Annotated in this window: 14 protein-coding genes and 2 pseudogenes; 10 read left to right on the top strand and 6 right to left on the bottom strand. The window is 45.2% G+C overall.

Translation table 11 applies throughout. The annotated features are described in order from the left end of the window. Positions 1-549, top strand: coding sequence for an RNA polymerase sporulation sigma factor SigK (gene sigK / locus MKZ24_RS30300; RefSeq protein WP_445323730.1), 549 nt, complete (start codon positions 1-3; stop codon positions 547-549). Here sigK and MKZ24_RS30295 read toward each other — a convergent pair. After that, the gene (locus MKZ24_RS30295; RefSeq protein WP_340789508.1) at positions 536-1,384 is read right to left on the bottom strand and encodes a helix-turn-helix domain-containing protein; all 849 of its coding nucleotides are present in this window, start codon (positions 1,382-1,384) and stop codon (positions 536-538) included. The two genes, sigK and MKZ24_RS30295, sit on opposite strands and share 14 nt — an antisense overlap. 139 nt (positions 1,385-1,523) lie before the next feature. Here MKZ24_RS30295 and MKZ24_RS30290 point away from each other — a divergent pair, with 139 nt between their 5' ends. Beyond that, positions 1,524-4,607, top strand: coding sequence for a glycoside hydrolase family 2 TIM barrel-domain containing protein (locus MKZ24_RS30290; protein ID WP_340789506.1), 3,084 nt, complete (start codon positions 1,524-1,526; stop codon positions 4,605-4,607). A gap of 155 nt (positions 4,608-4,762) precedes the next feature. Continuing rightward, positions 4,763-5,416 carry a hypothetical protein gene (locus MKZ24_RS30285; protein ID WP_340789504.1) on the top strand — a complete coding sequence of 218 codons (654 nt, stop codon included), beginning with the start codon at positions 4,763-4,765 and terminating at the stop codon, positions 5,414-5,416. Between the two features lie 356 nt (positions 5,417-5,772). Here MKZ24_RS30285 and MKZ24_RS30280 read toward each other — a convergent pair whose 3' ends face one another. Further along, positions 5,773-8,937 carry an amidase family protein gene (locus MKZ24_RS30280; RefSeq protein WP_340789502.1) on the bottom strand — a complete coding sequence of 1,055 codons (3,165 nt, stop codon included), beginning with the start codon at positions 8,935-8,937 and terminating at the stop codon, positions 5,773-5,775. A gap of 207 nt (positions 8,938-9,144) precedes the next feature. Between MKZ24_RS30280 and MKZ24_RS30275 the strand changes: the two are divergent. Then, positions 9,145-9,404: pseudogene (locus MKZ24_RS30275) on the top strand (RNA polymerase subunit sigma-70); the annotation flags it as partial. A 375-nt stretch (positions 9,405-9,779) separates the two neighbouring features. Here the strand turns inward: MKZ24_RS30275 and MKZ24_RS30270 are convergent. Continuing rightward, complete coding sequence (locus tag MKZ24_RS30270) at positions 9,780-10,745, bottom strand: NAD(P)H-dependent flavin oxidoreductase (RefSeq protein ID WP_340789500.1); 966 nt, start codon at positions 10,743-10,745, stop codon at positions 9,780-9,782. A gap of 348 nt (positions 10,746-11,093) precedes the next feature. Here MKZ24_RS30270 and MKZ24_RS30265 point away from each other — a divergent pair, with 348 nt between their 5' ends. Then, entirely contained in the window at positions 11,094-14,165 is a 3,072-nt protein-coding gene (locus MKZ24_RS30265; protein ID WP_340789499.1) for a hybrid sensor histidine kinase/response regulator, read from the top strand. Between the two features lie 31 nt (positions 14,166-14,196). Further along, a complete protein-coding gene (locus MKZ24_RS30260) occupies positions 14,197-14,409 on the top strand; it encodes a LytR/AlgR family response regulator transcription factor (RefSeq protein WP_340789497.1) in 213 nt (70 codons plus the stop codon). Between the two features lie 436 nt (positions 14,410-14,845). Here the strand turns inward: MKZ24_RS30260 and MKZ24_RS30255 are convergent, their stop codons facing one another. Together MKZ24_RS30255 and MKZ24_RS30250 are read right to left on the bottom strand one after the other, a co-directional pair. Beyond that, on the bottom strand, positions 14,846-15,049 hold the full coding sequence (locus MKZ24_RS30255; protein WP_042233612.1) for a hypothetical protein: 204 nt from the start codon (positions 15,047-15,049) through the stop codon (positions 14,846-14,848). A gap of 129 nt (positions 15,050-15,178) precedes the next feature. Next, positions 15,179-15,586, bottom strand: coding sequence for a MerR family transcriptional regulator (locus MKZ24_RS30250; RefSeq protein WP_340789494.1), 408 nt, complete (start codon positions 15,584-15,586; stop codon positions 15,179-15,181). 120 nt (positions 15,587-15,706) lie between these two features. Between MKZ24_RS30250 and MKZ24_RS30245 the strand changes: the two genes are divergently transcribed. Continuing rightward, positions 15,707-16,756, top strand: a complete 1,050-nt coding sequence (locus MKZ24_RS30245; RefSeq protein WP_042233616.1) for an NAD(P)-dependent alcohol dehydrogenase — start codon at positions 15,707-15,709, stop codon at positions 16,754-16,756. Between the two features lie 374 nt (positions 16,757-17,130). Continuing rightward, positions 17,131-17,337, top strand: a pseudogene (locus tag MKZ24_RS30240) (transposase); the annotation flags it as partial. A 99-nt stretch (positions 17,338-17,436) separates the two neighbouring features. Here MKZ24_RS30240 and MKZ24_RS30235 read toward each other — a convergent pair. Beyond that, the gene (locus tag MKZ24_RS30235) at positions 17,437-17,892 is read right to left on the bottom strand and encodes a GNAT family N-acetyltransferase (RefSeq protein ID WP_042233618.1); all 456 of its coding nucleotides are present in this window, start codon (positions 17,890-17,892) and stop codon (positions 17,437-17,439) included. Positions 17,893-18,038: 146 nt separating this feature from the next. Here MKZ24_RS30235 and MKZ24_RS30230 point away from each other — a divergent pair, with 146 nt between their 5' ends. Next, a complete protein-coding gene (locus MKZ24_RS30230; protein WP_042233619.1) occupies positions 18,039-18,491 on the top strand; it encodes a MarR family winged helix-turn-helix transcriptional regulator in 453 nt (150 codons plus the stop codon). A gap of 68 nt (positions 18,492-18,559) precedes the next feature. Beyond that, entirely contained in the window at positions 18,560-19,966 is a 1,407-nt protein-coding gene (locus tag MKZ24_RS30225) for an amino acid permease (protein ID WP_081956413.1), read from the top strand. Positions 19,967-20,048 lie beyond the last annotated feature (82 nt).

Genomic DNA, 20,048 nt, shown 5'->3' with positions numbered 1-20,048 from the left:
ATTAGAATCGGAAACGATCGTGATTGGTTTATTTTTTTGACATCGCATCGTGTCCACAACCTCAAAAAATTCGACAACACCGGCGAAGACATGGAGGATCTGATCTCCATCGGCACGATCGGGCTGATCAAGGCCATCGAGAGCTACCGCCCGAACAAGGGCACGAAGCTGGCGACTTTTGCTGCCCGCTGTATTGAAAACGAAATCCTGATGCACCTACGTTCACTCAAAAAAACTCGCAAGGACGTGTCCCTGTACGATCCGATTGGGACAGACAAGGAAGGCAATGAGATCACGCTTATCGATATTCTTAGTTCCGAGGCAGATGATGTGATTAAAGAGGTGGATCTCAAGATAGAGAAAAGCAAGATTTACCGTAATCTTGATATATTGGATGAACGCGAGAAAGAGGTCGTCGTTGGCCGCTTCGGCCTGGACACTGGCGGGGAGGAGCGGACGCAGCGGGAGATCGCGAAGGATCTGGGAATCTCGCGGAGTTATGTGTCGCGGATGAGTTGCTTTTTATCTTTCAAACTTAATTTTGAATAGGTTTTGTTTTACGAATATATCGTCCTGGAGATACCCCTTCTGACTTCGTAAATTGTTTGGTGAATGAATATATATCCCCGTAACCAAGACTAACGGCTACGTGTTTGATGGGAAGTCCGGATAGCAGCATCATTTTTGCCTGTCTCATTAAATGTTCAGTGTGATATCGCTTAGGGGACATCCCCGTAGTATCTTTAAAAAATTTCCGGAAGTTCTCGTAGCCCATATTCACGGCAGATGCCACTTCCTGAATATCAAAGTGAATATCATTGGAAACACTAATCAGCTCGCAGGCTTTTGTTATTTTACTTTCATTTTCATTGCTATGAGCATTATGAATGCTACTGTGTAATCTGATAATCAAATCCTGAGACTTCATTAGCAGGGAGGGAAGACTTTCATCTGTTGCACTTTTCAAGGCTTTCAGCAAGGAAACAAAATCAAAGAAAAAATCATTCGTATACTGTGTCGATTGAACTTCCTTATCGGAATTAATAATTCCAAGTGTCTTTAAGTATGAATAGACAGGATACCCGACACTGATATAGAACTCGATCCAATTCCCATCTGGTTCAATTGCAGTAGAGTGCAAACGTTCAGGTAGACGTTGAACAAGATCACCTGCTTGCATAGGAGTAACGGTACCGTCCGTAGAAATAAACGTTCCACTGCCTTGCAAGACTACAAAACAGCTGTAATATCCTATCTTAAAATCATATTGAGAACGCTCCGCTGATCTTTTCCGCATAAAGCCGCAAGATAAAATACCTTGATTAAAATCTTTGCCGATACATCGGTAGATTACATCATTTTCATTAATGTCTTCAAAATTCATGTATTCACACTCCTACCAAAATGGATAAATGAAATACCATACTCAACATTTAATATAAGGTATTTTCCTTATATTATAAGGTTATCTACATTGAAAGATCAACCAATTAGAACAATGGATGGGAGTGTTATTTAAGCCAATGAAGCTAAGCAGAGATTGGGAAAATCAATATGTTACTCAAAAAAACCGTTATCCCATGCATGAGCCCTACGGAGTATACGAAACCGTTGAACAGGCTTTAAGCGGAGACCGGAGAAAGTCTAAATACGTAAATAGCCTGAATGGAATGTGGAAGTTTAAATGGTTTGGGTCTCCCGATGAAGTAACGGATGAATTCTATAGTCCTGAACATGATGTTTCCCATTGGGATAATATTTCGGTTCCTTCCCATTGGGAACTTTCGGGGTATGGAAAACCTGTATACACCAATATGTTGTATCCCTTTGTTCAAAAAGGGGAGGGTTCTCATCACGAAATTCAACTCAAGAATAATGAATACATTTTGAATCCGCCTCATGTGCCGGATAGTAACCTTACCGGTTGTTACGTCCGAACGTTTGAAGTTGACGAACATTTTAACGAAAGGGATATATTTATCGATTTTGGAGGTGTAGAATCGTGTTTTTATCTTTGGTTAAACGGCAAAATGGTTGGTTATTCTCAGGACAGTAAGCTTAACGCTTCTTTTGATATCACGGATTACATTCAAAAGGGACAAAACCGTATAGCGGTTCAGGTGATGCGGTTTGGAGCCGGGACCTATCTGGAGGATCAGGATTACTGGCATCTCTCGGGGATCTACCGAGATGTTCTCATTTATGCAAAACCACGTATGCGCATTCATGATTATAAGATCGAAACCCTCTTTTCAGGGAATTACAACAATGCCGAATTAAAAGTGACGGTTGCACCTAATAATCAAGTGAATGGTTATGGTGAGGCCCATGTGCGGTTGTCCCTGTATGATAGCGATCAGCAATTGGTTACTGAGTTTGAAACGCCAAAGTTTGCGGATTGTGATTTCTACCTGCAAGAAAAATATGTAGCAAAGGTTACGAAAAGCATTTCAAATCCTCAATTGTGGAGCGATGAGAGCCCTTACCTCTATAAATTGGTGTTAGAAATGATTGATTGTTCTGGAAATGTAATTGATATTGAGAGCGCGAATGTCGGCTTCCGTGAAGTGAAGATCGATCGAAAAGGGGTCCTGAGAATTAATGGGAAGCGTCTCATTATACGGGGAACCAATCTTCACGCCTTTTGTCCTGAATCAGGACGAGTCGTAACAACAGAATATATGCGTGAGCAAATCAAGGTCATGAAATTGCTGAATATCAATGCGGTAAGAACAAGTCACTATCCCCATGCAATCGAATGGTATGACCTGTGTGATGAACTGGGCATTTACTTGGTGGATGAAGCCAATATTGAAACACACGGTCTTGGCGGCCAGTTAAGCGCATCCCCCGAATGGACACATGCGTATATGGAACGGGCTACACGGATGGTTCTTAGAGATAAAAATCATCCATCCATTATTCTCTGGTCTCTGGGTAATGAATCCGGTTATGGAGCGAATCATGCTGCGATGTACGGCTGGATTAAGGAGTATGACAAAACAAGGTACGTTCAGTATGAGTCTCTGAATCCTCCGGCAAACATCTCCGATATTCTGGCGCCTATGTATCCTCAGAAAGATTGGATCCTGGATGTCATGGCTGAAAGCGAAGATTTACGTCCTTTTATTATGTGTGAATATGCGTACGCGAAAAGTAACAGTAACGGAAACTTTAAGGAATTTTGGGATCTCATTCATAAATTCCCGCGGTTTCAAGGAGGATTTATTTGGGATTTTCAGGATAAAGCGCTTGTTAAGCAGGATAAAGACAGAAATAAAAAGTATGTCTATGGCGGGGCATTCCAGGAAGAAGTCACTGATCCTGCACCTGATATGTGCCTGAATGGTATTGTTTTCCCTGATCTAACTCTCAAACCGGCTGCGAATGAAATAAAAAATGTACAATCCCCTATCCAAATGGATTACATGCCTGGGAATGATGGCTATCGAATTTATAATCATTACACGCATCGGGATTTAAGCCATTTGAATATGGTTTGGGAGCTGGTTTGCGATGGAAATGTGATTGAAAGCGGTAGTTTGCCTAAATATCACACAGCACCCGGATCCGTTGATAAGCTTCAAGCGCCATACGATTCGTCTAAAGTCTCCGGGGAAGCTTTTCTTAATTTCTATGCTTATTTGGACGAGGACACCTTTTATTCTAAGAAGGGAACCTGTATTTATGCCTGCCAGATAGAGATTAGAGATTCTGTGAATAAAGTGCATACCGGAGATATAGAAAAGGATAGCTTGAAGTATGATGAAACGACAAACGAAATTCATATCTATAATGAAAATACAACGGTTCTTTTCTCGAAAGAAACCGCAGAGTTCATTTCTGTAAAATACAATAACAAGAATTATTTCACGGGAGGAACAAATAACTTCTATCGCCCTCCAACAGGAATTGATTCAGGTATTCATCTCGAAACGTCCAATTATGCAGATGAATGGAAAGCTCTCGGGCTCCATTCCAATGAGAAAGAAATCAAGAATATTCGGGTATTTGCAGCACCCGCTGCTGTTATCATTCAAGTTCATTGTATATATCATGGATGCATTGAAACAAAAACCAATTATACCGTCGGCGGCAAAGGTATAGAAATCACAAATACAGTTGTGAACAATGCCAAGGTCGACACCCTCCCGAGAATTGGGCTAAGCTTTAAGTTCTCTGATGCTTGGAAGAAGATGAAATGGTATGGTCGTGGGCCATGGGAAAACTACGCGGATCGTAAATCTGCCGCATTCGTTGGAGTATATGAGAGCACTGTAGAACAGCAGCACGTACCCTATATCTTACCGGTAGAATGCGGTGGTAAGGAGGATGTCCGGTATTTATATTTGTCATCCAAAGAACAAGAAGTAAAAGTATCGGCAGCGGGACATTTCCATTTTGATATTCATGGGCACAGTATTGAGCAATATGACAACGCCGCCTATGAAGACGAGCTGGGAAATTCAGATTCTGTTTATCTTAATATTGATTATAAACATGCAGGTCTTGGCGGAGATACCGGCTGGACCAAAAATATTCACGATCCATATAAAATTAAGAAAGGTATTTATGTTTATACGGTAACTATAGAAATCATTTCTTAAGAAATCGTAAAAGAATACAAGTGGTTATCAGTTAGAACAAAGTGCATTTGCGGCAGAATTATCTGATGATTCCTACTGACTATATTATGGATTGTGATACAATATTTGAAATGGGGTTTTTGCTTGTTAATTTTGATATTCAAAGGAGAATTATAATGAAGCGCCTTGGCTGGAGCATTTTTATTTATTCCGCGCTGTTCGTGGTTGTCTTATTCCTGGCACTCAATGACTATTCACCAATCCTGATAGTAGGGGTAACTGTGGTAGCTGGCCTTATTGCTTTTATAACCCAATTCTATTATCCTGCAATTTTGGAAAAACGTGTGGACCGCATAGAGTCCTTTTTACGCAGCCAGAAAAACAAGCCTGCCGTTTATATTTATTATGTTCTTGCGAACAGACTTGAGGATGAATCAAGAACGATTATGGAGCAGCTGATGAGCAAATATAAGCGGGTAACGGTACAGGCGACGTACAAGGCGGCGTATGGACTTTACCGCAAGGATATGGCTGCTGTTCAGGAAGCCGTGCCGTATATCCGCTATTCAGATTACCGGGCATATTACGAAACGGTTCTGCTGCTCCAGGACGGGAAGAGCGTTCAGGCGCGGGAACATCTTGAGTCAATCAGGAAGCAATGGATGAGATCAGCGCTGCTCGCGGAAATTGAACTCAAAGCAGGCAACAGCGAAACCGCTATCAAGTATGCCAGGGAAGCAGTAGACGCTTCGAGAGGCGTCCAACGTTATGTGTTACATAAGGAATACGAAAGAACGTTACCGCAAGCTGTTGAAGCCTTGAGTTATTAAATGCATACATTTATTGAGATCAAACCCAACTGGAAGTTACTATACAGATGCAAATGGTGATGGAAAAGCGAAAACGCATACTGTGTGTAGGAAATGCTTTAAAGCTTAATCGGACGGAAGTCTTCGGAAATCACAAATTAAATATAAAAAGAAAAAGAAAAAGTAAATCAATTCGATTTGGGATAAATCGTAATTGGTTTATTTTTTGAAGAGCAAGATCTATCGTAATTCCATTGGTATCGCTCGGAATTAGAAATATTTGTAATCTTCTGATTCAAACACAAAAGACCCGCAAGAAGGTCACTTTTTTCAAAGTATCTTTCTTGCGGGTCACAGATCAAAGGGCTATGCTTCTTTTAATTCACAGTCTCCAGTAATCTGGATACCATGGTTGCAAACTCTGCTCGGGTAATATCTTTTTCAGGCTTAAAGGTGCTGTCGGCGTATCCGGTAATAATCTTATTGGAGGCGAGGGCATCAATAGAAGCATAATACCATACATTTCTGTTAACATCTGCGAAGGATGTATTTCCGGTTCCTGTCAGCTTAAAGGCTCTAGTGATTAGTGCTGCTAATTCACCACGGCTAATCTTCTTGTCCGGACGGAAGCTTCCATCGCTGTATCCGTTCATCAAGCCTGATCCGGCCGCTGCACCAATGAACTTATTCGCCCAGTGAGCCCCAGATACATCTGTAAAGCTACTTGCTTGCCCTTCAAGTCCCATGTACGTTGCAATGACCTTGATGGCTTCAGCACGGGTTAACCCTGAATTTGGACGGAAGGTTCCATCGGAATAACCTGTTAGTAGTCCCTTAGCAATAAGCGCGTCAATGCTTGCTTTTGCCCAATGATTCGTTGTATCTGTAAAACTGACCACTTCCGGCTTAGGGGTTGGTGTTGCTGTTTCTGCAGGTGCTGTAGGAGCCGGTGTTGGTGTGGGCGTTGCTGTTACCGGGGGAGTTACGGTACCTCCTCCAGGACCTGGATTACTTGGTTCATTATCTACTGGATCAGGATTAGTAGGGTTTGAAACGTATTTAAGTGCTGGAGCAAATGCGGTAAGCAGTCTGGCTTGACTTTGTTGCTCAAGAGCATAGCCCATACCTAATACTTTTGCATCGTCCCATGCTCTGCCAACAAGCTGGATAGAGATAGAATATCCGCTGTCGTTCGTTCCTACAGGAACCACTACCGTAGGGAGACCCACGTTAGACGTTAATACCCCTGTGTTGCGGTCCGAACTTAATTGAGAGGCTGATGCATCATTGTTATATACGTCACTAATGAAACCTGCATAAACAATAGCATCAACGCCATTCTCATCCATCCAGCCTTTGATAACTTCCTTATAGTCAGTTCTATACTTGATGTAATCTTGTACAGCCTGTTCCGTCATCCGCGTAGGCGCAGTATATGATCTCTGATTATAGATAAGCACCTTATCTGAAGCGAGTACACTTGCTCCATCCGCGTAAGGGAAGGCCTTATGAAGCTCGATATAGCGCGCCCAGCCTTCCGTAGATCCGTTAATGCCTTGAGGACGGGTAGGGGCTGCTGGCATTTTTGACATTTCAACCATTTCCGCTCCCGCAGCTTGCAGCTCAGAGAACTTATTCTTTACTGCCACTCCGGTATCATCATCTGCGTAGCTGGAGACAAAGGATTCGGGGATGTATCCGATTTTCTTTCCTTTCAATGCGCCGGCATCCAGCGACTCCTTCCAGTTCTCCGGACGTTTATGATCTGCATCAGCAGTTACGGTGAAAATATCCTGCGGGTCCGTACCCGTTGTAGCATTCAGCATAATAGCCAGGTCCGTTACGGTTTTGGCAATGGGTCCCGCATAATCCTGTCCCCAAGTGAGCGGGAGCACACCTGTCGTACTCGCCATGCCGTCTGTACCACGGAAGCTTTTTAGACTGGCGCCTGTTGTAGGTGCATAGAGAGATACCCCGGTCTGCGATCCCATAGCTGCCGCTGCGAAATCAGCTGCAACCGATACTGCCGATCCGCCGCTTGAGCCAAAGGATGTTTTGGATGGATATAGCGCATTCCATGTTTGCATCCAGCCGCTTTCACTAAAGCTTCCGCTATTAGCAAACTCCGAAGTATTTGTCTTACCAATAATTACAGCTCCAGCTTCTCTTAGCTTAGCGACCTGGAATGCATCAGAATCAGGCTTCCAGCCTTCAAGCGCCTTACTGCCGCCTGTAGTAGGCATATCCTTGGTATCATAAATATCTTTTATCGCAATTGGAATACCCAGCAAATCACCTTGAGCGCCTTGTGCACGGGCATCGTCAGCAGCTTTGGCTTGGGCTAGCGCAGTTTCAGATACATGCAGGAAGGCATGGAATCCTAATTGACCCTCATCGTACGCCTTGATTCTATCTAAATATGCTTGAGCAATTTGTACAGAAGTCGTTTTACCGTTCGTCATATCCTGCTGCATTTCTGCAATTGATTTATTCGTGACATCATAGGGGGATGAAGTTAAGAATGTTTTGGCAGCAGGAGCATCTGGAATAACCAGGCTATCTCCAGTATCAAGCCCCTCTATAGCAGAGATATCCCAGTTACTGATTGTACGGATTTGTGCATTGGTTAATCCAGATACATCCAGCTGACGATTGAGTCCATCCAGAATAGTAACCAGATTGTTCAGCCCTTCTTCGCCAGCTTCACCGACTTGTACAAAATGTACCAGGGATTTTGACTGACCTGGCTCGATATTTAAGGTGTTAATGAAACCGTAGAAATTCGCCTCATTTCCGGACCTGGCTAATGGTGTGGTAAATGGATTCTGCTGCTGATTGCCTAGTCCGGTTAATCCATTCTCAAATGGATATGGAGATCCGACTGCAACGCCTAGGGGTTTATTGTTTTTGGCACTGCTGTCGACAACAATCCATGAATCGTCTGCAGTCACCTCCAGATCATCGGAGTAAGTTGCCTTGACTACTGAAGCATTTGCCGCTGTTCCATACCCTAAAGAGCCGCCGAAAGATACATCAACCTTTACTGCCATATCATTCTTATTAGTAAATGTATCAAAGAATCTCGTTCTATTATTTATTGTATCAATATACACATCACGAGTGACTGTTACATTTCCTAGATTTACAGATTGAGTTGAAGTGAATCTATTAACACCATCGTATTTCAGGTCAAACCCGCGCATCATTTGTCCATTCATCAGGGAAGCAGAAGGCGATGACACTTTAACAAAGATATTACCGAAGCCTTGTACTTGTGTAGTCCCAACGGTACGTAAGCTTCCTGTGTCTAAGCTAGGCGCAAAGACATCATGAATCTCCCATACTGTGCCGCTTGCTGAAGTAACCCGGGTTAAAGCATCAGCGGTCTGAAACGGAATGACACTCGAAGCGATAACAGATAACGCAATGGACGTAGCTATAAATTGCTTTTTACTCCAATTATTTTTTGCTGGTGAATATTCGGAGCGGGGGGAACCAGAATGATTTCTTTTAGTTTTACTTAGACGTTTTAGCTTATTCATTTCAGTAATCTCCTCTTCCTGTATGTATATTTATTAATATTTGTTAGGAAATATAACACCGTTATTCCTATCAGTCAATAAATATTAAAAATTTAATATATTTTCAGAGTTTTGATATAGAATAAACACTATATTTATTAAAATTTGTGATATATATGGTAACTATCAGATACATTAACTAACATTATGTGATATGTATGGTTCTGGATACCGATGCACCTCCGTTCGCTGTAAAAAACCCGGAAGGACTTGTCTCTGCATGATCCTATTGGGACAGACAAGGAAGGGAACGAGAGTACGTTGATTAATACTCTCGGCTCAGAGGCAGACGATGTGATAAAGGAAGTGGATCTGAAGATTGAGAAGAGCAAGATCTACCGAAATCTCTATATTCTGGACGAGAGAGAAGGGAGTCGTGGTAGGGCAGTTTGGTTTGGATACATGCGGGGGAAGAGCGGACGCAACGGTAGATTGCGAAGGATCTGGGGATATCGAGGAGTTATGTGTCGCGGATAGAGAAAAGCGGTGAGCAGATGATCTAAAGCTCAGACAATACAATATTTGAAATGGGATTTTTTTTGCTTGTTAATTATGATATTCAAAGGAGAATTGCTGTTCGTGGTTGTCTTATTCCTGGCACTCAATGACTATTCACCAATCCTGATAGTAGGGGTAACTGTGGTAGCTGGCCTTATTGCTTTTATAACTTTACTAAGCAACTTGTCTACGGATGAGTTGCTTTTATTATTTTATAGAACACAAAGCGAAATAAATAACCACTTACTCTCGGAAATCCCAAGCCTAAGTGGTTAATTGTGCTTGTGTACCTAAGAGCAGCAACCTTAAATTGCTTTGTTCAATGCCCCTTGATACTCATTCATTAAATTGTCGATAATCTGCTGTACGGACAAAATCTCTTTAATCTCATGAACTCTGGACCCGGCAAAAACCAATCCGTTCTTAACATCTCCTCTAAGGGAAGTGAGCAAGGATTCCATTGTACAGAAGCGATGTGAACAAACCTTTAGACAATCATAGCATTTGACTATCTTTAATCTGGCATCATTACTGATCCGGTCCGTAAAATCATTCCGAATCGCTCTGCCTTCTAGACCCACAGTAGATTTGATCAGGACGGTATCTCCTTGCTGAGCATCTACATACTTTTGCTTGAAGGCTAAGGGAGCATCACATTCATGGCTAGCCACAAAACGGGTACCCATTTGAACACCAGCTGCGCCAAGCCGAAGGGCTTTTGCGATATCGTTCCCTGTCAGAATTCCACCCGCAGCAATAACCGGAATCGAAACGGCCTCTAAGACTTCAGGAAGGATATCAAACATGGATCTGTCTGTACCTAAATGTCCCCCGGCTTCGAACCCTTCCACAACGACTGCGGAGGCACCAAGTCTTTCGGAGATTCGGGCTAATTTGGCAGATGAAACAATAGTTACCACAGGAGTATCATATTCTCTACCCCAAGCATAAATATCTCTGGAAATTCCCGCTCCGGAAATAATGAAGTCAACCTTTTCCTCCAAAGCAACCTTCATTTTTTCGGCAAAGTCCTTCACTGCGAAGAGTACATTCACACCGATATAGCCAATCCCTTTAGAGAGTTCTCTTGTTTGGCGAATATGCATTCTCAGCTCTTCAGTAGTGATCCCTGTACCAGAGATGGTGCCGATCCCGCCTGCATTGGCTACAGCGGCGGCTAATCCACTTAAGGATATGCCCACGCCCATTCCACCTTGAATAACAGGAACTCTCGACTTAATATGTCCGAATTGGATTGTTGGAAGTTTCAATTACACACCTCTTTCGCAAGTTGTTGACAATATAAGACTCCTCTTGAGGAATAAGATATATCGTAACACAGTTAAGTCTTTCCCGGATGTGACTGTAAACATGCTCAAACTATGTTAAATGTCATGTCTTTCAACTGTTTTCTTTAAGATGTTGATATCAAGTGGGAGAGTGACATCATACATAATCCCATACCAGTAGGTAAGCAATAATAATTTGGACTTAGGAGAATCGTCATAGATCATGCGCAAGAAAAGGACATGCCTCTAAATGGTACAGATGATATGATGGAACTAAACCTGCATTGAAATGAATAAAGATAGGGCTGAGAAACGGAGTAGATCCTCAAGATGAGAAAAATGCTGATGGGCCTGATTATAGTGGGCCTCGGATGTTTTGCTATATTATTCGGCCTAGTGAAGGCCTCTGATCATAAAGCCCAGAACCCCGCTCCCGCCCGGCATGGTGTTCTAGATTTGAGTGCATGGGATTTTCAGGGAGAACAGGTGGTTTCGCTGGATGGACAGTGGGAATTTTATTGGGATCAGCTGCTCAGGCCGGGGGGAGCACCTTCTGTTTCCCCTGGATATATGCAGGTACCCGGTTTTTGGAAGCATGCGAATGAAAACGGGGACGTAAACAGCCAAGGAGCCGTTACCTACCGTCTAAAGATTAAGCTTGAGCCTTCGGCAACGATGTATGGGCTTAGAATATCTAACATCCGCATGGCCAGCGAGATCTATGTGAACGGGAACAGGGTGGGCGGCAGCGGTAAGCCCGCGGAATCCGAAAGCCTGTATACGTATGAGAATAAACCGTTTAATGCTTTTTTTACGGTACAGGGAGATACGGCGGAGATCATCATCCATGCAGCGAATTATGAGAATTCGCAGGGCGGGATTCCTTATAGCCTTTATTTCGGGAGCGCCGGGGGAATTCTTAAGCTGAATACCCATACAACCATTCTTAATTTAATTCTGATTGTATCGCTCCTTATGCTCGGGTGCTATCAGCTTAGTGTGTTTATTATACGGAGAGAGGAAAGAGGACTTCTTTATTTCGGACTCAGCTGCATCATTATCGCCTGGTCTTTTGCCAGCAACGGTGACCGGATTCTGGTTGAGTATGTGAATCTGCCGCATGAGATTTATTATAAGATTCAAGCTGTATCGCTGTATCTCTCTCTGATCACGATGGTCATGTTTATTAAGACTATGTGTAAAAGCATGATTCCTGAGTGGTTAATTAATAGTGTTGTCGGTGTGACGGCATTGTATATCGGCTTTGTGCTGCTCACGCCGTTTCAATGGTATTCGCGTTTCAATGCGGCATTCAGCTATCTGCAGCTATTCATCTATATCATCATTCTGGGATTGATGCTTCATTCATACCTGAAGGGCAGGTATGGAGAATTCAGCAAACGGACACTGCTCCTCTTTATATTGGCCTTAGCCGGATATGTAATAGGGCTGTTCGATTACGGGTTGTATCTGAGCAGCCTGACGCCCAGTTACACCCTAGGATACTGCTCTATACTGATTTTTTGTTTTCTGGCCTCCTTCCTCCTGTCTTACCGGTATTCGGAAGCGTATAAGACGATAGAAGGAATGGCTGTAATGCTACAGCAGGCGGATAAGCAGAAAGACGAGTTCCTGCTGCATACCTCTCACGAATTCCAGACTCCGCTTCACGGAATTATTAATTTATCCCAATCCATGCTGGAGACAGGAGCCGGAGCAGAAGCAGGAGAACTCAGCGCAAGTCATATCCAGAATCTGTCCCTGATCAGAGATACCTCCAGAAGGCTCTCGGGACTGGTTCATGACATTCTGGATCTGGAGAAAATCAAACGCAACGAGCTAAAGGTTCAACTAACCGGTGTGGATGTCCGTGTGTCCGTCTCCCTCGTGTTCGATTTATTCCAGGGTTTGATCACAGGTAAAAAAATCAGATTTGTTAATGCCGTACCGGAGCATCTGCCCCTCGTCTATGCGGATGAGAACCGGCTCAGGCAAATCCTCCACAATCTGGTCGGCAATGCGGTGAAATTTACTCATGAGGGTATGATTACGATTCATGCCCAGGTGATAGAGGGTCAGGTCAAAGTTGTGGTGGAGGATACCGGAGTGGGGATGAGCTTATCTGACTGGGAGGATATATTCCAGCCCTTTGAGCAAGCACATTCTCCCGAGGAGTACGGGGGAACAGGACTGGGGTTGTTTATCTGCAGGAAGCTGCTGCATTTGATGGATGGAACCATTAAGGTAGAATGGTCAGAGCCGGAGCAGGGGACGGGCATCGCTTTTACACTTCCGGTTGCCGAAGCAGTCCGGAATTCACTCCCGGATTACGAAGCAGCCAAGGAATCTGTCTCCATAAGCGAAGCATGGGGCATGGCGGAATTACCAGGCAGGGACAAGAGCACCTTCACGCTGCTGGCCGTTGACGATGAACCATCCAATCTTCAGGTCCTGTCCCGGGTTTTTGCCAATGAGCCTTATCAGGTCATCTGGGCGACCAACGGGCTGGAGGCCTTGGAAATGTTGAAGAAACGCTCTGATATCGACCTGGTTCTGCTCGATGTAATGATGCCTAAGATGTCGGGGGTTGAAGTCTGCACAGAGATCCGCGAGCAATATACCCTATTTGAGCTGCCTATTGTATTGCTGACGGCGCGTTACGGCAATAGCGATATTGCTGCCGGCTTCAAGGCAGGGGCGAATGATTATATCATCAAGCCGTTTGATGCTGCAGAGGTCAGGGCCAGAACGGAAACGCTCCTGAAGCTTAAGAAGTCAGTGGAAGACGCCTTGAAGGCAGAGGTGGATTTTCTCCAGTCGCAGATCAAACCGCATTTCTTGTTCAACTCGTTGAACTCGATTATTGCCTTATGCCGGACAGACGGCGCGCGTGCGGAGAAGCTGATTATGCATTTAAGCTATTACTTAAGAAGAAGCTTTGACCCGAAGCCTGACAGCTTTGTCCGGATTGAGGACGAATTACAGCTGGTCGATGCTTACGTGCAGATCGAGGAAGCCCGGTTTGAGGAGAGGCTTACGGTTGTATATGATGTGGACCCGCTGGTGCTGAAGAGAAAGATTTTGCCGCTGACAATACAGCCCTTGGTTGAGAACGCTATCCGGCATGGGGTAACGAAGAAAATGGAGGGAGGAACGGTCAGAATCTCCATTTCCCTGGACAAGGATACGGTTTATGTGGAAGTGTGGGATAACGGGGGCGGTATCAGTGAGACGGGGCTCCAAGCCTTATGGACGAGCGAGAGTGCTTCTTCCGAAAGACGGGGAGTTGGACTCGTGAATATTCAGCGAAGACTGAAGCATTTCTATGGAGAAGCATTACAGGTATCCAGTGAAGAAGGAGAATGGACAAGCGTTCGGTTTCATTTCGAAATTCAGCATTAGCGTAAGCTTTTAGAAGAGGGAAGGATCATTCATGAGAGTTGCAATTGTTGACGATGAACGGCTGGCGGTCCAGCGGCTTGTACAAATCCTGGAGTGCCCTGACGATGTCGAAGTGGTTGGGGCGTTTACCAAATATACAGACCAATTACATGACTTCACCTGTTTAAGACCTGATGCAGTCTTTCTGGATATTGATATGCCCGGAATGAACGGGCTGGAATTCGCTGCTCCACTCCGCATATAGAATGTTTCGGACATTTTCATGTTCACCATTCAAGTGGAACCGGGCCTGTAGACTTTCCGACCGCTAAGGCGGAGGAGCTGCTGGCTTTTCTGCTCATTCACAGGGATGATACGAATGTGTCCAAATGGGTCATTTATGAGAGCTTATGGCCGGAGCATGATCCCCATAAGGCAGAGCAGAATTTACATACGACTGTATTCCGGATGAAAAAAACTTTGCTGGAAAGCGGACTCTCCATCAAGAAAAGCGGGCGGTTCAACGCCGACTTCCTGCTGCAAGGCTGTTTTCATATTTCCCAATATAACGTACGGTATTTTAAAATAGTGCAAGTGCAGAAAATCACAAAAGGAAGTTTCATTTCGCTGAGTTAACCTTAAACAAGGGTAGCCCGGACTCTGCAAAATATTGCAAGCCCGGCTACCCTTTTGTCGTATACTCAGCCCTTGGGTTCCCGCTTCTCCTTGTGATCCGGTGCAATACCGGGAGCCGACACCTCCGGATCATCACCCATCAGAGCACCCACAATTTCGTCCAGCTTGCCGGCGGTCCCTTTTTCATCGTTCAGGCTAGAATCGGCTTCAGGTATAGGGTGAACGCCCGGGCTGCGTCCGTCAAGCGGAGCCTCCTTATTGTCCTTCATCTGTCCATCTCCTTTTTGTATGCAGCGTCTGTGTTAGAATGCGTCAATAAAAGTCGTTCTATGTAACGATAACCGCCGCCCGGCGGGGTGAACCACCAAATCCTGCTTTTCCCGATTCACATCCTCCCGTTAAAAGCTTGTCACCTTCTTGGATTTATGAATATCTTCCGTACCGCTGTCTAAGGCAGTCTTATAATAAGAGCATTTATAATCGATGACTTCCATCGTTTTCTTCAGCTCCTCCATCTGTGCTTCTACGGAGGCTTTCCGCTCCAGGAACATGTCATATCTCTGCTGCAGGGTGGAATCTCCCTCAGAGCACCACTCAATGAAATGTTTGATTTCCTTAATCGGCATCCCTGATGATTTCAAACATTCAATTATTTTTAGAGCTTCCATATCCGCTTCCTTGAATACACGTCTTCCGCTGGAGGTCCTTTCGATAAAGGGCATCAGACCTTCCTTGTCATAGTAACGCAGAGTATGGGGTGTCATATTAAAATGTTCTGCAGCCTCAGTTATAGAGTATGTCTTCATCACGAATCTCCAGTCTCAATTATATTTTGTGCTTGACTTAGAGTTAACTTTAAGTAATATCATATGGTTTGTAAAGTTGGGCTTATGGATTCTACTATGAACAAGAAGAGAGGTTACACCATGATACAAGTTAATGCACGCGCTACATTCAGCCAGGAAGGCCCGTTCAAGCTAACGACCATTGAGCGCCGGGAGCTTCAGCCGCAGGATGTTCTGATTGAAATTAAATTCGCCGGGATCTGCCACTCGGACATTCATACCGCCCGCGGGGAGTGGGGTCCAGTCAAGTATCCGCTCGTTCCGGGCCATGAGATTGCCGGGATTGTCAGCCAGGTCGGTTCCGGAGTTACAAAGTATTCCGTTGGTGACCGGGTGGGAGTAGGTTGTATGGTTGACTCCTGTGGAGAGTGCAGTAGTTGCCATAAAGGCGAGGAGCAATATTGCCTGCATGGAAATACGGGTACCTATGGAGCTACCGACCGGTATGGTCACTATACACAGGGCGGGTATTCCACCCATATTGTGGTGACCGAAGACTTCGTGGTCCGGATTCCAGATGCTATTCCACTAGACGCCGCTGCCCCGCTGTTATGTGCCGGAATCACAACATATTCACCGCTTCGTCATTGGGGAGCCGCTCCAGGCAAAAATGTAGCTGTAGTGGGTCTTGGCGGACTTGGACACATGGCTGTGAAGATCGCTCATGCCATGGGGGCTGAGGTTACGGTTCTGTCACAGTCACTGAAGAAGAAGGAAGACGGTTTGCAACTAGGGGCGGATCATTATTATGCGACTAGCGATGCGGAGACATTCAAGCGGCTTGCCGGTTCGTTCGACCTGATCATAAATACGGTAAGCGCGCAGATTAATATCGATGCTTATCTATCTCTCCTGGCGCTGGATGGTACCTTAGTCAATGTCGGTGCGCCTGCTGATCCGCTGGCTGTTAATGCATTCTCGCTGATCGGCCACCGCCGTTCATTTGCCGGATCGATGATTGGCGGAATCCGTGAGACGCAGGAGATGCTTGATTTCTGCGCTGAACATAACATTGCCTCTGAGATCGAGGTTATCTCTGCCGACCAGATTGATGAAGCCTGGGAACGAGTACTCGCTTCTGATGTCCGTTACCGGTTTGTCATTGATATCAGTACGATGGGTAAGGAATAAGGGACGTCCTGTTTAATGATAGGTATCGTTTCTGCTTTAATTAATATGGCGGCTGCATCCTTGCTGAGCAAGGGGCGGCCGCTTTTTTTGCGAGTTTAAGCAGCAGTATTCGTTCATACTAACTGTCATAATATTTACCTATAGTGATCTTACCACCTTCCAAAAGGTCAAATCCATTGATTTAGCTGGTGCGACCAACCTATTCTATGATGATAAGGGAAACCTTTATTATTTCTTTGATAACACTTTGTTTATCAACTGAATCCAAATAACGGAATGAACCAATTGCAGCGTTAAAAGGGGGTGTCCCATAAGCCATGAAATGGCTGGGACACCCCCTTCTTTTGGAGTTGGATAGACACTTGAGCTCGGTGAGGACGCTCCGTGAACACATTCCCTTCATGTGGCTGGCGGGACGACAACGCCCGGATTTCCGCACGCTTAGCCGCTTTCGTTCTCAGCGGATGAAGGACGTCCTTGAAAGCGTATTTACCGCCGTGCTTCAGTTTCTGGCTGACGAAAAATACGTTTCCCTGGAGCATTACTTTGTGGACGGCACCAAGATCGAGGCCAACGCGAATCTGTCAATTTCGGCACCACTGTCCCATTGAATACAACAACGGTCCGTTCGCGCAGCGTTCTCACGGGCTCCATCGTCTATCTGACTTCAATTTGTTGTCTCACAATGTCTTGGTCATAAACACACTGTAAGGATCTTCAATGTAATCCGCAAACGGGCTGCAGGTCTCAAATCCGAATCGCTCGTATAATTTCCGGGCCGCCTCGAAGCCTTCCGTCGATCCGGTTTCCAGACTCAGCCGCGCATAGCCCTGCGCTCTAGCTTCCTTAAGGATGTGGGCAAGCATTGCAGAGGCGACACCCTTTCTGAGGTGCCTGGCAGAAGTCCGCATGGATTTGATTTCACCATGATGGTCCCCAAGGTCTTTAAGCGCCCCGCAACCTAACAATTCGCTGTGTTCCCAGACACTCCAGAAGGTGATTTCCGGTGTCCGTAATTTGTCCAAATCCAGTGCATGTACACTTTCCGGCGGGGATTGCTCAAACATGCTCTGTAAATGCTCGCTGATCAATGCTATGATTTCAGTTCCAGTCAAATTATCGATTCTAATCTCCATGTTATTCACTCCTGAATGTAAGATGACGATTCATTCTGCATTTGTTTTTTGTGCCAAAAACGCCATAATGAAATAACGATATTCATTAGTATATATAGATTCATTATTGTTGTAAATACAACATTATTGGACGGACAGGTGATGAAGTGAAAGAGATACTTCGTGAGGTTGGAATGATTGCGAGGGCACTGGATTCTATAAGTAATATAGAATTCAAGGAATTAAATCTTACTAAGGGGCAGTATTTATATCTCATCCGTATCTATGAGAACCCGGGAATTATTCAGGAGAAGCTGTCCGAAATGATCAAGGTAGACCGGACAACTGCCGCACGTGCAGTGCAGAAGCTTGAAGTCCAAGGCTTCATTGAGAAGAAGGATGATGAATCAAACAAAAAAATAAACAGGCTGTTTACAACTGAAAAGGGTGAACAGGCTTACTCTTTTCTGAAGAGAGAAGGGGATCATACGGACAGGGTAGCCTTAGCCGGATTCTCCGGACAAGAATCAGAACTATTGTATCAGCTTCTGCAGAGAGTCCGGAAAAATATTGAGGTCGAATGGGAGTATGTGAAGAAGGGGAATAAAAGAGAGTACTAATTTATCCGCCCGAGGGGAATTGTAGAGATGAGAACTCTCAAATTCTAATCAGGATGAGGACAGAATTCATGAAGCAAACTTCCAGTAAAACCGGAGAAGACAAGAAGCTTAAATGGTGGCAGCTTAGTTTATTGGGCATAGCAGGGACTATAGGAACCGGATACTTTTTGGGCTCGGGACTGGCCATCTCCATTGGCGGTCCTGCTGTGCTGCTGGCCTACATTTTAGCGGCTGGCGGAACCTACGTTGTATTTGATGCGCTGGCAAGGATGACGGCGGAACATCCGGAGCAGGGCTCCTTCCGGTCCTATGCCAAGAAAGCCTTCGGCGGCTGGGCAGGGTTCGGAAGCGGCTGGGTATATTGGTTCTCGGAGCTGCTGATTATGGGAAGCCAACTCACAGCGTTATCCATCTTTTCGCGTTTTTGGTTTCCGGCCGTACCGATGTGGGTTTTTGCTGCCGGGTTTGCCGCAGTGAGCCTGTTGATTGTGTTTTTTGGGAATAAGGGATTTGACCGGGTTGAAAATATACTGGCTGTCATCAAAGTGGCGGCGATTCTAATGTTTCTTGTGATTGCTGCTGCGCTTCTGGCAGGCTGGATCGGCGGCGGGAAGTTCACACCGAAGGTACCCCTTGGGTATAAGGCATTGTTTCCGTCAGGGGGCATCGGACTTTGGTCTGCCTTTATTTTTGCTTTTTATGCTTACGGCGGCATTGAGGTGCTGGGGATTATGTCCTACAGGCTCAAGAAGCCTGAGGAGGCTCCAAAAGCGGGGAAGGTCATGCTGCTCGGTCTGGCTGGGGTGTATGTCCTGTCGATTGGACTTGCGGTGATCATGGTGCCGTTAAGCGCCTTCAACCCGAAAGAAAGTCCTTTTGTTCTCGCACTCCGCAGTGATCATCTGGCCTTTGTGCCGCATTTGTTTAACGGGGTGCTGATCATTGCCGGATTCTCTACGATGACAGCCTCGCTGTATGCCATTACCTCGATGATGATCACTCTTGCGCAGGAAGGCGATGCACCGAAGTTATTCTCGAAGAAATGGAAGGATAAATATCCGTTCTATGCCCTATGTCTGATTGCTGCCGGTCTGATAGGCGCTATCATGATGTCATTGTGGCTGCCGGGAAAAGTATATGAATACATTACCACGGCTGCGGGCCTCATGATCCTGTATAACTGGTCCTTTATCTTGCTCTCAGCCGGCCGGCTGCTTAAGCCCAGTTTTCTCAGCGGTGTGAAACGCTGGACAGGCCTGGTGCTGATTGCGGCTGCTGTAGCAGGGACACTGTTTCATACGCTCAGCCGCCCGGGCTTCTACATCAGTCTGCTGATTGTTTCACTGATTGCGCTGAGTGACTGGATGGTTCAACACTTTCGCGGCAAAAAAGGCGGTACCCGTGAATCCCATTCTCTGCAGGGCGGTCCTGAGTTCCAGATCACAGGGATCAGGCTGCGCAAAAACAAGATTTAATAATAAACGGTAAAGATGGATAAAGGACAGCCACCAAGAAGGCCCGCGAAAGCTCGCGGGCCTTCTATATATGTGGAGTGTG

Origin of the sequence: Paenibacillus sp. FSL R7-0297, assembly GCF_038009025.1 — a bacterium.
GTDB lineage: Bacteria > Bacillota > Bacilli > Paenibacillales > Paenibacillaceae > Paenibacillus_AQ.
This window is presented reverse-complemented; position numbering and strand designations above follow the sequence as displayed.